This is a genomic window from Aeromicrobium sp. Leaf291, from assembly GCF_001423365.1.
In the GTDB taxonomy this organism is placed as follows: domain Bacteria; phylum Actinomycetota; class Actinomycetes; order Propionibacteriales; family Nocardioidaceae; genus Aeromicrobium.
In genome coordinates this window covers 310952-330635 of the sequence record NZ_LMNM01000001.1, presented here as the reverse complement: position 1 = coordinate 330635, position 19684 = coordinate 310952, and the positions used below count along the sequence as shown (strand labels likewise).

18 protein-coding genes are annotated in these 19684 nt (G+C 71.8%); 6 read left to right on the top strand and 12 right to left on the bottom strand.

The genetic code is table 11. The features are described from left to right. Window positions 1-85 precede the first annotated feature (85 nt). Complete coding sequence (locus tag ASF35_RS01555; protein WP_200914486.1) at window positions 86-358, top strand: HU family DNA-binding protein; 273 nt, start codon at window positions 86-88, stop codon at window positions 356-358. Window positions 359-469: 111 nt separating this feature from the next. Here the strand turns inward: ASF35_RS01555 and ASF35_RS01550 are convergent, their stop codons facing one another. Further along, window positions 470-775, bottom strand: a complete 306-nt coding sequence (locus ASF35_RS01550) for a rhodanese-like domain-containing protein (protein ID WP_235493094.1) — start codon at window positions 773-775, stop codon at window positions 470-472. A 117-nt stretch (window positions 776-892) separates the two neighbouring features. Between ASF35_RS01550 and ASF35_RS01545 the strand changes: the two genes are divergently transcribed. Together ASF35_RS01545 and ASF35_RS01540 are read left to right on the top strand one after the other, a co-directional pair. After that, entirely contained in the window at window positions 893-1336 is a 444-nt protein-coding gene (locus ASF35_RS01545) for an ATP-binding protein (RefSeq protein WP_162239236.1), read from the top strand. Between the two features lie 47 nt (window positions 1337-1383). Further along, window positions 1384-2229, top strand: coding sequence for a DUF5926 family protein (locus ASF35_RS01540; RefSeq protein WP_055961796.1), 846 nt, complete (start codon window positions 1384-1386; stop codon window positions 2227-2229). Between the two features lie 9 nt (window positions 2230-2238). Here the strand turns inward: ASF35_RS01540 and ASF35_RS01535 are convergent, their stop codons facing one another. Both ASF35_RS01535 and ASF35_RS01530 read right to left on the bottom strand, forming a co-directional pair. After that, on the bottom strand, window positions 2239-2706 hold the full coding sequence (locus tag ASF35_RS01535; RefSeq protein WP_055961793.1) for a hypothetical protein: 468 nt from the start codon (window positions 2704-2706) through the stop codon (window positions 2239-2241). Window positions 2707-2735: 29 nt separating this feature from the next. Continuing rightward, window positions 2736-3191, bottom strand: coding sequence for a hypothetical protein (locus tag ASF35_RS01530; RefSeq protein WP_055961790.1), 456 nt, complete (start codon window positions 3189-3191; stop codon window positions 2736-2738). A 135-nt stretch (window positions 3192-3326) separates the two neighbouring features. On the opposite strand from ASF35_RS01530, the gene ASF35_RS01525 reads away from it, so the two are divergent. Then, complete coding sequence (locus ASF35_RS01525) at window positions 3327-4829, top strand: cytosine permease (RefSeq protein ID WP_055961782.1); 1503 nt, start codon at window positions 3327-3329, stop codon at window positions 4827-4829. Continuing rightward, window positions 4826-5347, top strand: a complete 522-nt coding sequence (locus ASF35_RS01520; protein WP_055961779.1) for a cysteine hydrolase family protein — start codon at window positions 4826-4828, stop codon at window positions 5345-5347. Before ASF35_RS01525 ends, ASF35_RS01520 begins: the two co-directional genes overlap by 4 nt. Window positions 5348-5350: 3 nt before the next feature. Here the strand turns inward: ASF35_RS01520 and ASF35_RS01515 are convergent, their stop codons facing one another. The 7 genes from ASF35_RS01515 to glgX form a co-directional block, all read right to left on the bottom strand. After that, window positions 5351-6541 (bottom strand): arginine deiminase, encoded by a 1191-nt coding sequence (locus tag ASF35_RS01515; protein ID WP_055961775.1) that lies wholly within the window; start codon window positions 6539-6541, stop codon window positions 5351-5353. 444 nt (window positions 6542-6985) lie between these two features. After that, the gene (locus tag ASF35_RS01510; protein ID WP_055961772.1) at window positions 6986-8323 is read right to left on the bottom strand and encodes an HNH endonuclease signature motif containing protein; all 1338 of its coding nucleotides are present in this window, start codon (window positions 8321-8323) and stop codon (window positions 6986-6988) included. A 163-nt stretch (window positions 8324-8486) separates the two neighbouring features. Next, entirely contained in the window at window positions 8487-10391 is a 1905-nt protein-coding gene (glgB, locus tag ASF35_RS01505) for a 1,4-alpha-glucan branching protein GlgB (RefSeq protein WP_082495317.1), read from the bottom strand. Window position 10392: 1 nt separating this feature from the next. Further along, complete coding sequence (locus tag ASF35_RS01500; protein ID WP_162239293.1) at window positions 10393-11820, bottom strand: aminoglycoside phosphotransferase; 1428 nt, start codon at window positions 11818-11820, stop codon at window positions 10393-10395. Next, window positions 11817-13550, bottom strand: a complete 1734-nt coding sequence (gene treS / locus ASF35_RS01495; protein WP_200931209.1) for a maltose alpha-D-glucosyltransferase — start codon at window positions 13548-13550, stop codon at window positions 11817-11819. The genes ASF35_RS01500 and treS overlap by 4 nt, the downstream gene beginning before the upstream one ends. Window positions 13551-13700: 150 nt before the next feature. After that, entirely contained in the window at window positions 13701-15671 is a 1971-nt protein-coding gene (locus tag ASF35_RS01490) for a maltotransferase domain-containing protein (RefSeq protein WP_055961763.1), read from the bottom strand. A 103-nt stretch (window positions 15672-15774) separates the two neighbouring features. Beyond that, the gene (gene glgX / locus ASF35_RS01485; RefSeq protein WP_055961760.1) at window positions 15775-17913 is read right to left on the bottom strand and encodes a glycogen debranching protein GlgX; all 2139 of its coding nucleotides are present in this window, start codon (window positions 17911-17913) and stop codon (window positions 15775-15777) included. 59 nt (window positions 17914-17972) lie between these two features. On the opposite strand from glgX, the gene glsA reads away from it, so the two are divergent. Continuing rightward, window positions 17973-18905 carry a glutaminase A gene (glsA, locus tag ASF35_RS01480; protein WP_055961757.1) on the top strand — a complete coding sequence of 311 codons (933 nt, stop codon included), beginning with the start codon at window positions 17973-17975 and terminating at the stop codon, window positions 18903-18905. A gap of 6 nt (window positions 18906-18911) precedes the next feature. Here glsA and ASF35_RS01475 read toward each other — a convergent pair whose 3' ends face one another. Together ASF35_RS01475 and ASF35_RS17875 are read right to left on the bottom strand one after the other, a co-directional pair. Continuing rightward, complete coding sequence (locus tag ASF35_RS01475) at window positions 18912-19514, bottom strand: hypothetical protein (protein ID WP_055961753.1); 603 nt, start codon at window positions 19512-19514, stop codon at window positions 18912-18914. A gap of 12 nt (window positions 19515-19526) precedes the next feature. Next, complete coding sequence (locus ASF35_RS17875) at window positions 19527-19682, bottom strand: hypothetical protein (RefSeq protein WP_156364729.1); 156 nt, start codon at window positions 19680-19682, stop codon at window positions 19527-19529. Window positions 19683-19684: the final 2 nt, after the last annotated feature.

Sequence of the window (19684 nt, the reverse complement as noted above, 5' to 3'; positions counted from 1 at the left end):
GGCCCGGGGTGCCGCGGAATGTCGGTGTTTCCTCCCTAGACTGACAAGCGCACAACATCCGAATCTCCTAGGAGTCCCCGTGGCTATCTCCCGCAGCGACCTCGTCTCGGCTCTCGCCGAGAAGGCCGACACCACCAAGACGACCGCCGACGACGTGCTCAGCGCGCTCGCCGACGTTCTCATCGACGCCGTCAGCAAGGGCGAGAAGGTTGCCATCCCCGGCATCCTCTCGGTCGAGCGCGTCTCCCGTGCCGCGCGCACGGGCCGCAACCCCGCGACCGGCGAGACCATCGACATCCCCGCCGGCTTCGGCGTGAAGGTCAGCGCCGGCTCGAAGCTGAAGGCTGCCGCCAAGTGAGCTAGGGCGTGCACCGCACGCCCGGCAACGCCACGGCGAGGCCCCCGGACCACACGGTCCGGGGGCCTCGCCGCGTCCGGGCCCTGGCGTGGGCCGAGTCGTGGAGCCGGGTCAGGTCGTCGGCCGCCCTGCGGCCTCCCAGGCGTCCATGCCGCCGGCGAGGTTGACGACGTCGTGGCCCTGCTGGGACAGCCAGGCCGTCGCGCGGGCCGAGCGTCCACCCAGGTGGCAGACCACGAGCGTGCGGGCCTGCGGGTCGAGCTCGCCGACGCGCGTCGGCAGGTCGCCGAGCGGCACGTGCGTCGCGCCGTCGACGTGCCCGGCGTCCCACTCGTGCTGCTCGCGCACGTCGAGCACCACGAGGTCGTCGGGCAGGGGGTCGGGCAGGTCCTCGACGGTCGTCGTGGGGACGTCCACAGGTCTCACTCCTCGTCTGGTGGGGCGTCCCGCCCGTCCCACCGGCATCGTCCGTCTCGGGAGGCGAGTGGGGCCAGGGGGTGGAAAACCAGGGGGGACATGGTTACTTTGGACTATATGCGTGCAGACGGAGAGAGCGGAGCCGGCGCCACACCGGCGTCGTCACGCCCCTCCGCGACCGTGCGACTGCCGTTCGAGCCGTCCACGCCGAGCATGGCGCGCACCAAGCTCGCGGGCTTCCTGACCGTTCATCGCGCCAGCCCCGGCACCATCGACGACGCCCTCATCGTGCTGAGCGAGATGGTCGCGAACGCCGTGGCCCACGGCCGGCCCGCCGCCGACGGCACCATGGAGATCGGCTGGACGATCGACGTCGATCGCCAGCTGCTCGAGATCAGCGTGCACGACGGCGGCGAGGGCGCCTCGCTCGAGCCGATCGACTTCGACGAGGACTCCCTCAGCGGTCGTGGCTTGTCGATCATCAACCGGGTGGCCGACCGCTGGTGGGTCGACATGTCGGCCGGCACGCGCGTGGGCGCCGAGCTCGCCCTCGACCACTGACGACCCTCTCCTCCGCAGACCTCGGCCCGGCTCGTTAGGGTGCGGCCATGGGAAAGAAGTCGCGCCGCACCAAGGCCCCGAAGCCTGCCCGCATGCCGTTCGTGGCCCGCACGTTCGAGGGACTGCCCGGGGAGGGTGACTGGATCGCGCTGCGCGAGTTCGTGCCCGCAGCCACGGCCACGGTCACGCTCAACGACGGCGAGCAGGTGCGCGTGTGCTCCCTGCTCCCCGGCAGTGGGGCCGGCATCCGCCGTCCCGACGGCGAGATCTGGCTCGGTCTGCAGGTGCTGCACAACCACGGCGACGTGAGCCGCGACCTCGCCGGCACCATCGAGACCGCCCGCGAGACCGAGCCCGGCAACCCCGTCCCCGTGCGCGACCCCGGCGTGGGCGACCGGCTGCAGCAGGTCGTGGACCCGGCGTCGTCGTTCGACGTCGAGGTGCACGACGGCTTCGACTTCTGGGTGGAGGGCACCGATGCCGAGGGCTCCGACGCGCTCGCCCAGGCCAACGAGTCGGTCTCGCCGACCGAGCGTCTGACCTCCGTCGAGGCCGCCTACTGGGTGCGCATGGCCGACAAGCGCTACCTGCGCTGGGTGGTCACCAAGAACGAGGACACGGTGCTCGACGGCTTCGCCCGGCTGGCCGCCGCCGGTGAGGAGACGCTGGGCGAGGGCACCAAGCTCATCGGCATGTTCCGCGCGCACGGCCTGCTCGTGCCGGTGTGGGAGATGGACCCCGCCGTGGTCGACGACGGCGCTGCGGCCCTCGACGCCCCCCTCGCGGCGCTGTCCGAGCGTCTGGACGCCGCCATCGCCGACGACGCCCCGCTCACGTCGGAGCAGCGCAACGCCCGCTCCAACTTGACGAGCCGCCAGCTCACCATCCGCTGAGCCGGGCGGTCAGCAGGCGCCGACGACGCCGGTCTTCAGTCGCTTGGCCACGATCGTGCCGTTGACGCGCGTGGAGAACTTGCCCGAGGCGTACCACTGGACGCGGCCGCTGCCCTGGGCTGCGGACGTCTGGGCGACGTCGCGCTGCTCGCCGAACCAGCCGTCGGCGTCGGGGGCGTAGGCCACGCGTGTCCAGCTGCCGCCGCAGGGGCGTCGGAAGAGCGCCAGTTGGGTGACGGCTCCCTGGCCCGGCTCGGGGCGGGACAGCCCCTTGGCCGTGCCTCGCTTCGCGGTGCGGTCGAACTCGACGAAGACGCACGGCTTCGACGCGAGCATGGCGACGTACTGGGAGGCGGTGAGCCCGCTGCCGTCGTTGCCGTCGCAGTTGACCTTGCTGACGGTGTCGGCGTGGGCGGGGGCGGCCGCGAGGGCCGTGGACGCGACCGCAAGGGCGGTCGCGGAGAGCAGGCGCTTCATGAGGGGGTCCTCTCGTGGTGGGGCGCGGCTCAGCAGGAGCCGAAGACGGGGGTCGTGCGCACGGAGCTCCCGCGGGTGCTGGGGTAGCCGGAGACCTTCCACGACACCACGGCCTTCGCGCGCCACTGACGACCGGTGAGTCCGGCCGAGTACGCCGGGGAGCCGACGGTGTCGAGCACCGCGTAGCCGTCGGGGTCGGCGTCGTAGGAGACGGTGCTCCACGACCCGCCACACGTGCGGCGCTGCAGGGTGAGCTCGGTGACCGCGCCGACCTTGGGGTCGCCCTTCGACCAGGCGAGGCCGATCGCGCGGACGTTCCGGTCACTCGCGTCCCACTTCAGGCTGACGCAGCCGGCGCGCAGCGTCTGGTTGGAGAAGCAGGACTCCTTGGTCACGTCGACGGGGTTGGACGCCGCCGCCGGACCGGCGGTGGTGGCGAGGGCGACGGCGGCCGAGGCGGTCAGGGCGAGGAGGGTGCGCTTCATGGGAGTCTCCGAGGGGGGATGGGCTCCGGGGGCCGGTGCCGGTGAGCGAGGCTAGGCCGCCCGGACGGCTGGGCACCCGGGCCCGTGGGCCCGATGGTGGGCCCACGTCGAGCCCGACCGTGGGACGCTGGGTGCATGAACGAGCAGCCCACCGCAGGTCCGTCCGGTCTCGAGGCCGTGCGGCGTGCCGGCATCGAGGTCACCGGCATCGAGGTCATCGACGAGTCCGACCGCACCGCCAAGCCGTCCGACCTGTTCTGGCCGTGGTTCGCGGCCAACGTGTCGGTGTTCGGCATCTCCTACGGCAGCTACGTGCTGGGCTTCGGCCTCTCGCTGGTGCAGGCCGTCCTCGTGACCGTGCTCGGCGTGGTGGTCTCCTTCGCCGCGTGCGGTCTCGTGGCCATCGCGGGCAAGCGAGGGTCGGCGCCGACCATGGTCCTGAGCCGCGCGCCCTTCGGCGTGGTCGGCCAGAAGGTGCCCGGCGTGTTCAGCTGGCTGATCTCCATCGGGTGGGAGACCTTCCTCGCGATCATGGCGACGCTCGCGACGGCGACCATCTTCCGGGAGCTCGGCTGGGGCGGCGGCACTGGAACCAAGGTCGTGGCGTGCGTCGTGATCGCGGCGCTGATCGTCGCCGCGTCGGTGGCCGGCTACCACGTGATCATGCGGATGCAGTCGGTCCTCACGTGGCTGACCGGGGCCGTGACCATCGGCTACATCCTGCTGACCTTCGACCAGATCGACCTCGACCGCGTGACGGCGCTGCCCGGCGGCTCGGGCCAGGCCGTCGTCGGCGCCTTCGTCATGGTGATGACGGGCTTCGGCTTCGGCTGGATCAACATCGCCGCGGACTGGTCGCGCTACCAGCGGCGTGACACCCCTGGTTCGCAGATCGTGCTGTGGAACACGATCGCCGGCGCTCTCGCCCCGGTGGTCCTCGTGGTCTACGGCGTGCTGCTGGCCGGATCCTCGGACACCCTCAGCGCGGGCATCGTGGACGACCCCATCGGCACCCTCGCGTCCGTCCTGCCCACGTGGTTCCTCGTGCCCTTCCTGGTCGCGTCGGTGCTGGCCCTCGTCTCGGGTGCGGTGCTCGGCATCTACTCCTCGGGCCTCACCCTGCTCAGCCTGGGCGTGCGGATCCCCCGCCCCGCCGCGGCCGGCGTAGACGGCGTGATCCTGACGCTCGGCACCGTCTACGTCGTGTTCGTGGCGGAGACGTTCCTCGGCCCGTTCACGAGCTTCCTCATCACGCTCGGGGTCCCCATCGCCGCCTGGGCCGGCATCATGATCGGCGACATCGCGCTGCGTCGGCGCGACTACGACGACGCCGCCCTGTTCGACGCCTCCGGCCGCTACGGAGCCGTCGACTGGACGTCGGTGGGCACCATGCTCGTGGCCTCGGTCATCGGCTGGGGCCTGGTCGTCAACCAGGTCTCGGGCACCGCGTGGAACGACTGGCAGGGCTACCTCATCCAGCCGTTCGGCCTGGGCACCCGCCTGCCCGACGGCGCCGGCTGGGACGGTGCGTGGCCGTACGCCAACCTCGGCGTCCTCGTGGCCTTCGCGCTCGGTCTCGTGGTCACGCTCGTCGCCCGCCGCTCCGTGGTCCGCCGCCAGGAGGCGCTGGTCCCGTGACCGACAGCTGGCTGGTCGTCGTGGACCCGCAGCGGGTGTTCGCCGACCCGGACTCCCCGTGGGGGTCGCCGATGTTCGCGGACACGGTCGAGCCGATCCGGGCGCTGGCCGCCGCTCTGCCCACGATCGTCACGCGATGGGTCCCGGCCCCGGACGCCGAGCGCATCGGGTCCTGGCGCACCTACTTCGACGCATGGCCCTTCGCCGACCGGCCCGCCGACGACCCGATGTTCGACGTCGTGCCCGACCTGGCCGACCTCGCGGCCGAGGCCACGGTCGTGTCCGCGCCGACGTTCGGCAAGTGGGGCGCGGTCCGGTCCGTCACCGGGTCCGCGCCGACGCTCGTGGTGGCCGGGGTGTCCACTGACTGCTGCGTGCTCTCGACGGTGCTCGCTGCCGCCGATGCGGGCGCGACCGTCGAGGTCGTGGCCGACGCCTGCGCAGGCTCCTCGCCGGAGAACCACCGCCGCGCCCTCGACGCCATGGCGCTCTACAGCCCGCAGGTCACGATCGTCTGAGGGTCAGTCGCGCAGGATCGGGCAGCTCATGCAGCGCGGGCCACCGCGCCCCGACCCGAGCTCGGAGCCGCTGATCGCGACGACCTCGATGCCGTGCTCCTCGAGCCGGGCGTTGGTCTGCTCGTTGCGCTCGTAGGCCACGGCGAGACGGGCGTCGATCGCGAGGGTGTTGTTGCCGTCGTCCCACTGCTCGCGCTCGGCCGTGACCGGGTCCAGGCCGGTGTCGATGCGGTGCAGCGCCTCGATGCCCATCGCCTCGGCCGCGGCCTCGAAGAAGGACCGCTCGGCACCCACCACCAGCGTGCCGTCCTCGTCGTCGCTCGCCGTGACGGCGATGGCGCGCAGCTCGTCGGCCATGTTGGGGTAGATGACCACGCTATCGACGTCGACCATGGTGACGATCGTGTCGAGGTGCATGGTGGCGCGCTCCTGCGCGATCGGCACCGCGAGCACCGTCTGCGCGAGCCCGGTGGAGAGCACCGTCGAGGCGAACCGCTCGAAGCCCGCCGGGGTGGTGCGCTCGCCGACGCCGACGGCGATCACGCCGGGGGCGAGCAGCAGCACGTCACCGCCCTCGAGGTGCTCCAGGTGCGGGCCGTGGACGCGCTCGGCCCCGGAGAACCGTGGGTGGTGGGTGTAGATCAGCCCGGTCAGCTGCGTCTCGCGCACGCGGGCCGGCATGGCCAGGCTGGTCACGGCCACCCGATCGGGCAGCCACACCGACGAGTCGCGCGTGAACAGCAGGTTGGGCAGCGGGTCCACGAGGAAGTCGTCGGGGCGCAGCAGGCTCGTGACGATGCTGCGGTGGGCGATCTCGTCGTTGCGCAGCCCGGCGGTGACCACCGCGGCCAGCTCGTCGGCAGGCAGGTCGGTCAGCGCCGACACGAGGTAGCGGCGCAGGCTGTCGCCGAGGTGCAGCGTGGCCGTGGTGCTGGCGATGATCTCGGCCCGCGCCTCGGGCTGCTCGAGCGTCTCGACGAGCAGCTCCACGAGGTACAGCACCTCGACGTCGTGGTCGCGCAGCGCCTGCGCGAACGCGTCGTGCTCGTCCTGCGCGCGCCCCAGCCACGGGATGCCGTCGAACAGCAGCGAGTCGTTGTTGCGTGGCGTCAGCCGCGCGAGCTCCTGCCCGGGCCGGTGCAGCATGACCGTCCGCAGACGTCCGACCTCGCTCGATGCACCCCACGTCGTCATGGTCGTCAGCCTAGGTGCAGCCGGCCGGGTGGTCGCGGCACAGTGCCGCGCCGCCGATCCCGACCCCGATGGTCGAGCATCCGGGACCATCCACCGAACGCCTCAGAGATCCGTGAGCACCCCGGTGGTCGAGTGCCTCCACGAGCGCCAGCGAGGGGAGGTGTATCGAGACCACTCCGCGCGGTTCATCGGTATCCGCCCGGCATGTACCTGCGTGTCGAGACCGTCGGTGAATGGTCTCGATACGGACGGGCCTCGCAAGCTCGCCCGTCCTACTCGACCAGCGAAGTCGGCCTCGGTGGTCGAGCGCGGTTCCGGTGGTCGAGTGCCTCCACGAGCGCCAGCGAGGGGAGGTGTATCGAGACCAGTCCTGGGCGGTTCAGCGGTCGCTGGGCAGCACGAGTGCCCCGACGGTTTGGTCGGGGTGTCGTGATGGGACGGGGTTCAGGGTCGCCAGCGGGTGTTCCGTTGCCAGGTGTCGGAGCCCGGGAGCTTCCACTCGACGTGTCCGTCGTCGGGGTTGATCCTCCCGACCCAGCCCTGTTCGTGGGCTCGGTGGTGGTGGAACGGGCAGAGCAGTGCGCCGTCTCTGATGTCGGTGGTCTTGGAGATGGCGTAGGGGTTGAGGTGGTGGGCCTCGGTCCACCGGGCGTCGCGGTCGCAGTTGTCGGGTGCGGTGCAGCCGCCATCTCTCTTCTCCATCGCCCGGCGCGATGCTCTGTTGAAGAACCTGTTCGCTGATCCGAGGTCGAGCGGGAGGCTCGTACCTCCCAGAACCATCGGCACGATCTGCGCCGAGCAGGCGAGCCGGCGGGCTTCGCCGGCGCTGATGCGGGTTCCGTCGGAGAGGCCGGCGGCCTTGATGCCGCCCATCAAGGTGTCGAGATCGAGGTTCACGGTCACGACAGCGCTGACGCCACCGTTGGTGGGGAGGCGGTCGGCGGGGAGGTGCTCGACGAGGGTGGCGAAGGCGTGTCCGAGGCGCTGGGGGTAGGTCTGCCCGAATCCCACCTCGTCCATCTGCCCGGTCGCAGCGTTGACGGTCCCGACCTTCTGGTGCGGGGCTGCGAGCGCGTCGAGCGCGGTCTTGAGCATCGCGCCCTGTGCTTCGGGGAGGGTGAAGCGTCCGGTGACGGTGCCGTCGTTGTTGTCCCACATCGAGAACGACGTCTTCTTGCGGGCTTCCTCTTCGCGGCGGCGGAGGATCTCGTCCTCGTCGGCGTCGACCTCGTCGGTGGTCTTCTTGTAGGCGTCGGTGATCCGGGCGGCCCTGCGGCGCAGGTCCTTGAGCGTCAGCTTCTGCGCATCCTTCAGGAGAGTCTCTTCGCAGCGCTCACGCTGCTCTGGGGTGACGTCGTCGGGAAGCTTGGCCAGGGCGCGGGAGATCAGGTCGGCCTGCTTGGTGCTGATCACCCCGGAGGCGAGCGCGTTCTCGATGAGGGTGGTCTGCTCCTCGATCCGCTGCGCGGTGTTGACCAGGGCGTCGGCCCCGCCGCGGTCCCCACCGAAGTCGAACGAGATCGTGGCCCCGGTCGAGGTGCCCGTTCCCGGTCGCGGACCGTCACCGTTGGCTGCAGCTTTGCGGGCCTTCTCCAGCACGCGAGCGGCGGCCATCTTGTGGGCCGACAGCCGTGCTTCGGCGCGACCGATCTCGGCGAGGAGCCGTCGGACCTCGGTGGGGTCCAGGCCGTCCCACGCCGCGGTGGAGACCGTGTCGAGCAGGGCGTGGAGTCCGTGCACGCACGCCGGCACCGGGTGGGTGTCGAGTGCGGCGACGCTCATGATTCCTCCTGCTGATCTACTCCCATTCTAGAGGCAGGATCAGACATGAAACAAGCACATGTTCGAATACAAGCAGAACGTCCCGGCGGTCCACAGACCTTCGGCCCCACTCCGTGCGGAGCGGGGCCGAAGGGTGGTGCGCAGGGCGCGGACCGGGCCCGACCTACTGCTGCTCGGGCACCAGCCAGAGCACCCCGGCCGGGGGCAGCTGGACCTCGGCGGATGCCGCGAACCCGTGGTGCGGAACCATCTCGGCCTCGACGCTGCCCAGGTTGCCGACGCCGGAGCCGCCGTAGGACTCGGCGTCGGTGTTCAGCACCTCGCGCCACGTGCCGGGCAGGGGCAGGCCCACCCGGTAGTCGTGGTGTGGGCTGCCGGAGAAGTTGGCCAGGCAGGCCAGCTGCGAGCCGTCCGAGCCGATCCGCAGGAAGCAGATGACGTTGCCCTGGGTGTCGGAGGCGTCGATCCACCGGAAGCCCTCGGGACGCGCGTCGGCCGTGAACAGGGCCGGGGTGTCGCGGTAGGTGAGGTTGAGGTCGCTGACCAGCTCGAGCACACCGGCGTGCAGCGGGTCCTCCAGCGCGTGCCAGTCGAGACCGCGCGACTCGGCCCACTCGCCCTCCTGGCCGAACTCCCCGCCCATGAACAGCATCTGCTTGCCGGGGTGCGCCCACATGAAGGCCAGCAGCGCGCGCACGCCGGCCGCCTTGTTCCAGGCGTCGCCGGGCATCCGGCCCCACAGCGAGCCCTTGCCGTGCACGACCTCGTCGTGCGAGAGGGGCAGGACGAAGTTCTCGGTCCAGGCGTAGTCGATCGCGAAGGTCATCTCGCCGTGGTGGTACGAGCGGTGCACGGGGTCCTGCCCCAGGTAGGACAACGTGTCGTGCATCCAGCCCATGTTCCACTTGAAGCCGAAGCCGAGACCGCCGGCGTCGGTGGGCGCGCTGACGCCGGGCCACGCGGTGGACTCCTCGGCGATCATCATCACGCCGGGGTGGTGCTTGTAGACCGTGGCGTTGAGCTCCTGCAGCAGCTGCACGGCCTCGAGGTTCTCGCGGCCGCCGTGCTTGTTGGGCACCCACCCGCCGTCGTTGCGCGAGTAGTCCAGGTAGAGCATCGAGGCGACGGCGTCGACGCGCAGGCCGTCGAGGTGGAACTCCTCGAGCCAGTAGAGCGCGTTCGCCACGAGGAAGTTGCGCACCTCGTTGCGGCCGAAGTCGAAGACGTAGGTGCCCCAGTCGGGCTGCTCGCCGCGCCGCGGGTCGGGGTGCTCGTACAGCGGGGTGCCGTCGAAGCGGGCGAGGGCCCACTCGTCGCGCGGGAAGTGCGCGGGCACCCAGTCGACGATGACGCCGATGCCGCGCTGGTGCAGCTCGTCGACGAACCACCGGAAGTCGTCGGGGGAGCCGAAGCGCGACGTGGGGGCGTAGTACGACGTGACCTGGTAGCCCCACGAGCCGCCGAAGGGGTGCTCGGCCACGGGCATGAGCTCGACATGGGTGAAGCCCATCTCGACGAGGTAGTCGCCGAGCTCGTCGGCCAGCTCCCGGTAGGACAGCCCCGGTCGCCACGACCCGAGGTGCACCTCGTACACGCTCACCGGCGCCTCGAGCCACGCGGTCGCGTCGCGTCGGGCCACCCATGCATCGTCGCGCCAGCGGTGCTGCGGCTCCACGACGACGGACGCCGTGGCCGGGGGGACCTCGGTGCCGAAGGCGAGCGGGTCGGCCTTCTCGTGCCACGCACCGTCGGGACCCTGGAGGCGGAACTTGTAGCGCGCGCCGGCGCCGACGTCCGGGACGAAGAGGTCCCACACGCCCGAACCGCCGAGGGCCCGCATCGCGTGGGCCCCGCCGTCCCAGCCGTTGAAGTCGCCGACGACCTGCACGGCCTGCGCGTTCGGCGCCCAGACGGCGAAGGAGGTCCCGCCCACCGGCCCGGACGGGCCCTCGTGCGTGCGCACGTGCGCACCGAGGACCTCCCAGAGCCGCTCGTGGCGGCCCTCGGCCACCAGGTGCAGGTCGAGGTCACCCACCGCGGGGGGCCAGCTCGTCGTGGACTCGCTCATGTCACTCACCCTCACGCAGGATCCGGGCGATCGACCCCAGCGGGACGCTCGACCAGTCGGGTCGGTTGGCGTGCTCGTAGGACACCTCGTAGACGGCCTTGTCGAGCTCGAGGCCGCGCAGCAGGTCGGCGTCGTCGCGTGGGTCGCGGCCGGCCGCCTTGGCGTAGCCGTCGCAGAACGCCAGCCGGTTGTGGCGCGCCCAGGCCGCGGCCCGCTCGGTCTGCTCCTCGTCGGCGGGCTGGCCCACGAGCAGCTGCTGGGCCGCGTAGTCGAACGAGCGCAGCATGCCGGCGACGTCGCGCAGGGGCGAGCGCAGCGCCGACCGCTCGGCCAGGCTCGAGGCCGGCTCGCCCTCGAAGTCGAGCAGCAGCCAGCCGTGGACGGTGCGGAGCACCTGGCCGAGGTGCAGGTCGCCGTGCACGGGCTGGAGCGGCAGGGTCAGCTCGATGCCGTGCAGCCGGTGGAACGCCTCGCGGATCCCGTCGACGTGGGGCGCGAGGTCGTCGACGTCGGCCGCGACGCGGTCGAGCCGTGCCTCCATGGCCGCCACGGTGCGCTCGAGGTCGTCGTCGGCCGCCGGCTCGGTGCCCAGGGCACGGGCGAGGTCGGCGTGCACGTCGGCCACGGCCCGGCCCAGCCGGTACGCCTCCCCGGCGAAGTCGCCGCCCAGGTCGCCGGGCGGCAGGCCGGAGTCGTCGGCCATGAAGTCGCGGACGCTCGTGGTGGCCATGACCCAGCCGTCGGCGGCGTCGGGCAGGAACCGCTGCAGCATCCCGAAGCTGACCTCGTCGTCGCCGATCCGTCCGCTGATCGCACCGAGCGGCTCGGCCACGTGCGCGGACCCGACCTGGCGCAGGGCGCGGTGCAGCACGAGGTCCTTGTTGACGCCCGGGGTGAGCTTGCGGAACAGCTTGAGGATGTACTGGCCGCCGTAGACGAGCGACGTGTTGCTCTGCTCCGAGGAGATGGGGTGCGCGCGCAGGCCGGTGGTCAGCTCCACGCCGGGCTCGGGGTCGAAGCGCAGGTCACCGACGCGCTCGCCCGCGGCGACGTGGTCCAGCAGCACGCCCGTGAGGTCGGCGTCGCCGCTGGCCTCGTACCAGACGGGACCGTCGCCGGCGGGGATCGCCGCCGCCGCCGGGACGTCGGGCAGTCCGTCGCTGCGTCGACCGAGGAGCAGCTGGTAGGCCTCGGTCCGGTCGCCCTGCTGCACCTCCACCACGAGGTGCACGAGAAGGGGCTCACCGGGCAGGACCACGGTCCAGTCGACGGTGCGCGTGCCGGTGACGGGTCGGTCCTTGCCGCCGAACCACCGCTGCGCGGGAAGCCAGTCGGGCAGGGCCGCCACCACGCGGTCGACGTCGGCGGCCCCGACCTCGTGGCCCTGGTCGGGAGTGCCCTGGTCGGGAGTGCTCACGGGATCGCTCATGTCATGCTCCTTCGTTCGCCCTCGTCGCCGAGCTCGGACAGCTGGAACCAGTAGAAGCCGTGGCCCGGCAGGGTGAGCAGGTACGGCAGCTCACCGACGCGGGGGAAGCGGACGCTGCCGGTCAGCTCGACGGGGGTGCACCCCTCGTGCTCGCCGAGCTCGAGCTCGACGGGCTGGGGGAAGCGGGACAGGTTGTTGACGCAGAGCACGACGTCGCGTTCCCCGTCGGGACGGGTCCACACGCGCTGGTAGGCGAGCACGCTCGGGTTCGAGCCGCCCAGGTCGGTGAAGTCGCCCTCGGCGAACGCGAGGTGCTGCTTGCGCACCTCGATCATGCGTCGGGTCCACGACAGCAGCGAGGCGCTGTTGCCCATCTGCGCCTCGACGTTGACCGCCTCGTAGCCGTAGGTCGGGTCCATGATCGGCGGCAGGTACACGCGGCCGGGGTCGGACCGCGAGAAGCCGGCGTTGCGGTCGGGGGACCACTGCATGGGCGTGCGGACGGCGTCGCGGTCGCCGAGCCAGATGTTGTCGCCCATGCCGATCTCGTCGCCGTAGTAGAGGACGGGCGAGCCGGGCAGGCTCAGCAGCATGGCGGTGAACAGCTCCAGCTGGTTGCGGTCGTTCTCCAGCAGGGGCGCGAGCCGTCGGCGGATGCCGATGTTGGCCTTCATGCGTGGGTCGCGCGCGTACTCGCGGTACATGTAGTCGCGCTCGTCGTCGGTGACCATCTCGAGCGTCAGCTCGTCGTGGTTGCGCAGGAAGATGCCCCACTGGGTGCCCGACGGGATGGGCGGCGTCTGCGCCAGGATCTCCGAGATCGGGAAGCGCGACTCGCGCCGCACCGCCATGAAGATGCGCGGCATGAGCGGGAAGTGGAAGGCCATGTGGCACTCGTCGCCGCCGACCGCGGGGTCGCCGAAGTACTCGACGACGTCGGACGGCCACTGGTTGGCCTCGGCCAGCAGCACCCGACCGGGGTACTCGCGGTCGATCGTCGCGCGCACCTCGCGGAGGTACTCGTGCGTGCGGGGGAGGTTCTCGCTGCTCGTGCCCTCCTCCTCGAACAGGTAGGGCACGGCGTCGAGGCGGAAGCCGTCGATGCCGAGGTCGAGCCAGAACCGCAGGACGTCGAGCATGGCCTCGCGGACGGCGGGGTTCTCGAAGTTCAGGTCGGGCTGGTGGCTGAAGAAGCGGTGCCAGAAGAACTGGCCGCGCACGGGGTCGTACGTCCAGTTCGACGTCTCGGTGTCGACGAAGATGATGCGCGCGTCGCTGTACTCCGTGCCGTCGTCGCTCCACACGTAGAAGTCGCCGTACGGGCCGTCGGGGTCCTGCCGCGACGCCTGGAACCACGGGTGCGCGTCGGACGTGTGGTTGAGGACGAGGTCGGTGATGACGCGGATGCCGCGCCGGTGCGCCTCCTCGAGCAGGTGCACGAAGTCGTCGACGGTGCCGAACTCCGGCAGCACGGCGCGGAAGTCGCTGATGTCGTAGCCGCCGTCGCGCAGGGGGGAGGCGTAGAACGGGGGGAGCCACAGGCAGTCGACGCCCAGCCACTCGATGTAGTCGAGCTTGTCGGCCAGGCCGCGCAGGTCGCCCGTGCCGTCGCCGTTGGAGTCGTTGAACGCCCGGACCAGCACCTCGTAGAAGACGGCGCGCTTGAACCAGTCGGGGTCGGCGGGCACCTGCTCGGCGTGCTCGAAGTCCTCCGAGCTCGGCTCGGTCATGGTCCCGTCGGCCTCGACGCTCTCGCCGGTGTGGGGGGTCTGCTCGAGTCCGTCGAGGGCGGAGTCCACGAGGAGGGGGTCCGGTGCGGTGTCCTGGCGGGTGGGGTCGTCGGTCATGCGATCACCTCGGTGGATCAGGGGGAAGGGATGTCATCGGGACGTGACGTGCACGACGTGCGCGCACGTGCGCGCGGGGTCGAGGCGCACGTAGTTGGCCGCGCCCCAGTCGTAGGTCTCGCCGGTCACCTCGTCGTGGGCGACGAGACGCGCGTCGTGGTCGAACCCGAGCTCGTGCAGGTCGAGGAACAGGGTGCCCTCGCGCGCCTCGTGCGGGTCGAGCGAGAGCACGACGACGACGGTGTCGCCCGTGGCGGGGTCCTGCTTGGACCAGGCCAGCAGGGCGTCGTGGTCGACATGGTGGAAGTGCAGCGTGCGCATCTGCTGCAGCGCCGGGTGAGCACGGCGGATCTCGTTGAGCCGGGTGAGCCACGGCTCGAGGGAGCGGCCCTCGGCCAGGGCCCCGGCGAAGTCACGCGGGCGCAGCTGGAACTTCTCGGAGTCGAGGTACTCCTCGGCACCCGGTCGCAGCACCGCGGACTCGAACAGCTCGTAGCCGGCGTACACGCCCCAGGTGGGGGCCAGCGTCGCCGCGAGGGCGGCGCGCAGGGCGAACATGCCCGGTCCCCCCACCTGCAGGTGCGCGGGGAGGATGTCGGGCGTGTTGACGAAGAGGTTGGCGCGCCCCTCGTCCCAGTGCTCGCGCAGGTCCTCTCCGAACTCGGTGATCTCCTGCTTGGTGGTGCGCCAGGTGAAGTACGTGTAGCTCTGCGTGAACCCGAGCCGGGCCAGGCCCCACAGACGCGCGGGGCGGGTGAAGGCCTCGGCAAGGAACAGCACGTCGGGGTGGTCGGCCTTGACCGACGCGATCAGCCACGCCCAGAAGTCCGGCGGCTTGGTGTGCGGGTTGTCGACGCGGAAGATGCGCACCCCCCGCTCGACCCAGTGCAGGGTGACGCGCAGCATCTCGGCGTAGATGGCGTCGCGGTCGAGGTCGAAGTTGAGCGGGTAGATGTCCTGGTACTTCTTGGGCGGGTTCTCGGCGTAGGCGATCGTGCCGTCGGGCAGCGTCGTGAAGAACTCGGGGTGCTCGGCCACCCAGGGGTGGTCGGGCGCCGCCTGCAGGGCGAGGTCGAGCGCGACCTCGAGGTCCAGCTCGCGGGCGCGCTCCACGAACGCGGCGAAGTCCTCCTCGGTGCCCAGCGCGGGGTGGATGGCGTCGTGACCGCCCTCGGCCGCGCCGATGGCCCACGGCGAGCCGACGTCGTCGGGGCCGGGCGTGAGCGTGTTGTTGGGTCCCTTGCGGTTGTCGCGGCCGATCGGGTGGATCGGGGGCAGGTAGACCACGTCGAACTTCATCGCGGCGACGCGGTCGAGCTCCTTCGTGGCCGTGGCGAACGTGCCGTGCACGGGGGTGCCCTGGGCGTCGACGCCACCGGTGGAGCGGGGGAAGAACTCGTACCAGGAGCCGAACGCGGCGCGCTGCCGGTCGACCCAGACGTGCCGCTCGGGCCCCTGGGTGACGAGGTCGCGGACGGGGTGCTCCTGCATCGTGCGGCGGACGTCGTCACCGAGAGCGGGCCCGACCCGTGCGCCGAGCGGCAGGGTGTCGTCGCGCAGGGCCGACGCCGCGCCCAGCAGCGCCTTCTGCTCGGCGCGACGGTCCTTGCGGTCCGCGACCTGCTCGAGCAGACGTGCAGCCAGCTCGAGGTCGTTGGCGAGCTCGGCGGGGGTCTGCCCGGCGGCCAGCTTGGCGTCGAGGGCGTGCGCGGTGGTGGCCCACGGGTCGCTCCACGCATCGACGCGGAACGTCCACAGCCCCTCGGAGTCGGGGACGATCGTGGCGGCGAAGAGGTCCAGGCCGGTGCCCTGCTCCTGCATGCGCACGGTGCGCTCGGCGCGGTCGCCAGGGCCGCGCCACGCGACGGTGGCTCCCACGGCGTCGTGGCCCTCGCGCCAGACCGTGGCCTGCACGGGCACGTGCTCGCCCACCACCGCCTTGGAGGGGTAGGTGCCGTCGCCCGAGAGGGGCCGCACGTCATCGATGCCGAGCCGGTCCGTCATGCGAGTCACTCCCGTCGATCGCTGCGTTCGGTGTCCCTTCGAACGTAGCGGTGAACGTGGACGGGCGCGATTCCCGCGGGACCGGTCCCCGGTCGCGGGCCCGTCAGTCGTGCCGGGGAGCCTTGAGCAGCAGCAGGGAACGCGCCGCCAGCGTGGTGCGGCTGCCGGCCGCGAAGGCCTCGGTCGAGGCCGGGCTGCCGTCGGCCGACGTGGTGTCGAGCGTCGGCTCGAACGTGGCACCGAACTCCTGCCCCGGGAGCACGACCTCGAGCGGCTCGGCGCCGGCGTGCAGCAGCAGGAGCCACGAGTGGTCGGTGAGCAGCTCGCCCTCGCGGGTGCGGGACTGGCTGTTCGACCCGTCGATCCACATGCCGAGCGTCCGGCGCTCCGGGTCCTGCCAGTCCGGCTCGGTCATCTCCTGGCCGTCGGGCCGCAGCCAGATCAGGTCGGGCCGGCCGGTGGGCGTGGTGCGGCCGTCGAAGAACTCGGCCTGGCGCAGGGCAGGACTCTTCGCGCGCAGGTGCACGACCCGACGGGCGAACGTCAGCATCGCGTCGCTCTCGGGGGTCACGGTCCAGTCGACCCACGACGTCGGGTCGTCGAGGCAGTAGGCGTTGTTGTTGCCGCCCTGGGTGCGCCAGCGCTCGTCGCCGGCCACGAACATGGGCGTACCGGTCGAGAGCAGCAGCGTCGCCAGCAGGTTGCGGGCCTGGCGGGCACGCAGCGACGTGATCTCCGGGTCGTCGGTCGCGCCCTCCACGCCGTGGTTCCAGGAGCGGTTGTCGTCGGTGCCGTCGCGGTTGTCCTCGCCGTTGTCCTCGTTGTGCTTGTGGTCGTAGGAGACCAGGTCACGCAGCGTGAAGCCGTCGTGCGCGGTGACGAAGTTGATCGACTGCCAGGGTCGGCGCAGCGTGTGGTCGTAGAGGTCCGACGAGCCGGACAGCCGATAGGCCAGGTCGTCGACGCCGCCGGCGGCGCCGCGCCAGAAGTCGCGGACCGTGTCGCGGTAGATGCCGTTCCACTCCGCCCACTGGGCGCCGAACGCGCCCACGCGGTAGCCCTCGCCGGTGGCGTCCCACGGCTCGGCGACCAGCTTGCAGCGCGACAGCACGGGATCGGTGGTGATCGCGGTCAGGAGCGTGCTGTCGCGGTCGAAGGCGCCGCCACCGGGACGGCCCATCGTGGAGGCGAGGTCGAAGCGGAACCCGTCGACGCCGAGCTCGGTCGTCCAGTAGCGCAGCGAGTCCGTCACGAGGCGCACGACCTCGGGGGATCCGGCGTCCAGCGTGTTGCCGCAGCCGGTGATGTCGGCCATGTTCCCGTCGTCGTCGTGCAGGTAGTACGCCGGTGCCTCCAGCCCGCGGAGGCTGAGGGTCGGTCCGTCGGGGCCGCCCTCGCAGGTGTGGTTGTAGACGACGTCGACGATGACCTCGATGCCGGCAGCGTGCAGGGCCGCGACCATCGTGCGGAACTCCTCGACCTCACGTCCGGGCTCGCTCGCGTACCCGGGATGCGGTGCGAAGTAGCCGAGGGGTGAGTACCCCCAGTAGTTGTGCCGGCCGGCGGCCACGAGCGAGGGCTCGTCGGTGAAGGCCTGCACGGGCAGCAGCTCGACGGCGGTGATCCCGAGCCGCAGGAGGTGCTCGACGACGGCCGGGTGCGCCAGGCCCAGGTAGGTGCCGCGCAGGGGCTCGGGCACGTCGGGGTGCTGCTGCGTGAACCCCTTGACGTGCAGCTCGAGCACCACGGTCTCCTCGAACGGCACCTCCGGCTTCGTGCCGGTGTCGGGCCCGCCGGGGCTCGTGACGACGGCCAGCGGCACGTGGCCCAGGGAGTCGACGGTGGACGGCTCGGGACCGTCCGGACCGTCGGGGCCGTCGGCGTAGCCGAGCGCGGCCGCCATGTCGGTGAGCGAGCCGCGGATGCGGCGGGCGTAGGGGTCGAGCAGGATCTTGTGCGGGTTGCAGCGCATCCCGGTCTTCGGCTCGTAGGGGCCGTGCACGCGGTAGCCGTAGGTCTGGCCGGGCAGCACGCCCGGCACGAGCCCGTGCCAGACGCCGAACGTCCGCTCGGTCAGCTCGATGCGCCGCTCGGTGCCGTCGTCGTCGACGAGGCACAGCTCGACCCGCTCGGCCACGCTGCTGGCGATCGCGAACCTGACGCCGCCGGCCTCGGGGTGGGCGCCCAGCGGGAACGGTCGTCCGGCGAGCACGTGCAGGCCCTGCGGAGGGTGCGTCGTCATGGCGCCCAGTGTGTCAGGCGTCTCGGGGTCGCCCGGCCGTTCCCGGGTACCCACGGGGGGTGGACATCGACGAGCGGATCCGGACCTTCGACCTCGACCAGCTGCACGCCTCCGTCGCGGAGTCGCACGACGGCGAGGTCGACCGGAGCGTGCCCGAGCACGCCGACGCCGACAGCGGCCTGTTCGGGCTGGCCGTGTGCGACCGGTCGGGCGACGTGCGCCAGGTCGGCGACACGGACGTGACCTTCCCGATCCAGTCCGCGGTCAAGCCGTTCGTCTACGCCTTGGCGCTGGTCGACGCAGGGGCGACCCACCTCGAGGAGATCGGGGTGGAGCCCACGGGCGAGGCCTTCGACGCCGTGCGCCTCGAGAGCGACACCGGTCGGCCGCCGAACCCGATGGTGAACGCGGGTGCCTTGCTGACGGCGAGCCTGGTGGCGGGTGACGGGCCGCAGGACCGCGCGGGACGGATCCTCGCGGGGCTCTCCGCACTGGCGGGCCGGCCGCTCGTGGTCGACGAGCAGGTGAGCCGCTCGGAACACCTGAGCGGCGACCGGAACCGTGCCCTCGGGTACCTCATGCACTCCGCCGGGACGCTGCACGTGGACGTCGAGGACGCGATCGAGGTCTACGCCCGCGTGTGTGCGGTGTCGGTGAGCGCCGAGACCCTCGCCGTCATGGGAGCGACGCTCGCCTTCGGCGGTCGGAACCCGGTGACGGGTGACCGGGTGCTCCCGGTGGAGGTGGTCCGCAGCACGCTGAGCGTCATGGCCACGTGCGGCATGTACGACGGGTCGGGCCGGTGGATGCACCGCGTGGGCATGCCGGCCAAGTCCGGAGTCGCGGGCGGTGTGGTGGCGGCCGCTCCGCGGCACCTCGGCATCGGTGTCTACAGTCCGCCGCTCAACGAGCGCGGCAACAGCGTGCGCGGCGTGCTGGCCTGCGAGCGGCTTGCCGACGATCTCGGTCTGCACGCCTTCACGGTGGCGTGAGCGCGGTCAGAGGAGCAGCAGCAGGACCGCGGCCAGGAACAGGACACCGGCCACGCCCAGGAGGGCCAGGAGCGCGGCGCGCCCGGCTCGGCCGTGCCCGCTGCTCCCGAGCACCTCGGCGCGCGGATCACCGAGCACGAGGCGCTGCTGCTCGGCGAGGAACGTCTGGAACACCCCACCCCACGTGATGTTCCCCCGGTGGGCGGCGTGCCGGCCCGTGTCGGGCTCGACGAGCATCGGCAGCGCGACGACGGCCCACCGTCGGCGGGGTGGTGCCGCCGCCTCGTCGCGTGCCTGCTCGTCGGCGGCGCCGCACACGAGGACGGGGAGCACCGCGATCCCGTTGCCGGACCGTCGGCGGGCCCGGCCCGAGAGCGACCCGGCCCGGCCGGCCGTGGTCTCGGTCAGACGGTCGACGTGGCCGGTCGTCGCGTGGTCCACGGGGAGGAGGACCACGACGGTGTGCAGACGGGACAGGAACCAGCCGACCCTGCGGTCGCGACGGCGCAGGACGCGCGTCCCGACCGGCCAGTCGTTACCGGCGTCCAGCGCCTCGTACCCCGCGGCGAGGAGCCGGGAGGTGGCCGCGTCGGACCACGCTTGGTGCACCTCGGCGGTCCCTCAGGAGTAGGGGCCCGAGAACGGGGCGGGGGCGTCGGGGTCGTCGACGTCGCCCTCGGTCTCGTGGTCCTGCTTCTGGTGCTTCGGGTCGTCCGTGGGCTCCGCGGAGTCGCGCGGGTCCTCGCTGGGGATGTCGCTCTTGCCGTTGTCGCTCATGC

Excerpts from the sequence above, each read along its gene's own strand:
- ASF35_RS01545 (WP_162239236.1), top strand. The coding sequence starts at position 893 with ATGCGTGCAGACGGAGAGAGCGGAGCCGGCGCCACACCGGCGTCGTCA.
- ASF35_RS01540 (WP_055961796.1), top strand. The coding sequence starts at position 1,384 with ATGGGAAAGAAGTCGCGCCGCACCAAGGCCCCGAAGCCTGCCCGCATG.
- ASF35_RS01515 (WP_055961775.1), bottom strand. The coding sequence starts at position 6,541 with ATGACGACGTGGGGTGCATCGAGCGAGGTCGGACGTCTGCGGACGGTC.
- ASF35_RS01490 (WP_055961763.1), bottom strand. The coding sequence starts at position 15,671 with ATGACGGACCGGCTCGGCATCGATGACGTGCGGCCCCTCTCGGGCGAC.
- ASF35_RS01525 (WP_055961782.1), top strand. The coding sequence starts at position 3,327 with ATGAACGAGCAGCCCACCGCAGGTCCGTCCGGTCTCGAGGCCGTGCGG.
- ASF35_RS01530 (WP_055961790.1), bottom strand. The coding sequence starts at position 3,191 with ATGAAGCGCACCCTCCTCGCCCTGACCGCCTCGGCCGCCGTCGCCCTC.
- ASF35_RS01510 (WP_055961772.1), bottom strand. The coding sequence starts at position 8,323 with ATGAGCGTCGCCGCACTCGACACCCACCCGGTGCCGGCGTGCGTGCAC.
- treS (WP_200931209.1), bottom strand. The coding sequence starts at position 13,550 with ATGACCGAGCCGAGCTCGGAGGACTTCGAGCACGCCGAGCAGGTGCCC.
- ASF35_RS01535 (WP_055961793.1), bottom strand. The coding sequence starts at position 2,706 with ATGAAGCGCCTGCTCTCCGCGACCGCCCTTGCGGTCGCGTCCACGGCC.
- glgB (WP_082495317.1), bottom strand. The coding sequence starts at position 10,391 with ATGAGCGAGTCCACGACGAGCTGGCCCCCCGCGGTGGGTGACCTCGAC.
- ASF35_RS17875 (WP_156364729.1), bottom strand. The coding sequence starts at position 19,682 with ATGAGCGACAACGGCAAGAGCGACATCCCCAGCGAGGACCCGCGCGAC.
- ASF35_RS01500 (WP_162239293.1), bottom strand. The coding sequence starts at position 11,820 with ATGAGCGATCCCGTGAGCACTCCCGACCAGGGCACTCCCGACCAGGGC.
- glgX (WP_055961760.1), bottom strand. The coding sequence starts at position 17,913 with ATGACGACGCACCCTCCGCAGGGCCTGCACGTGCTCGCCGGACGACCG.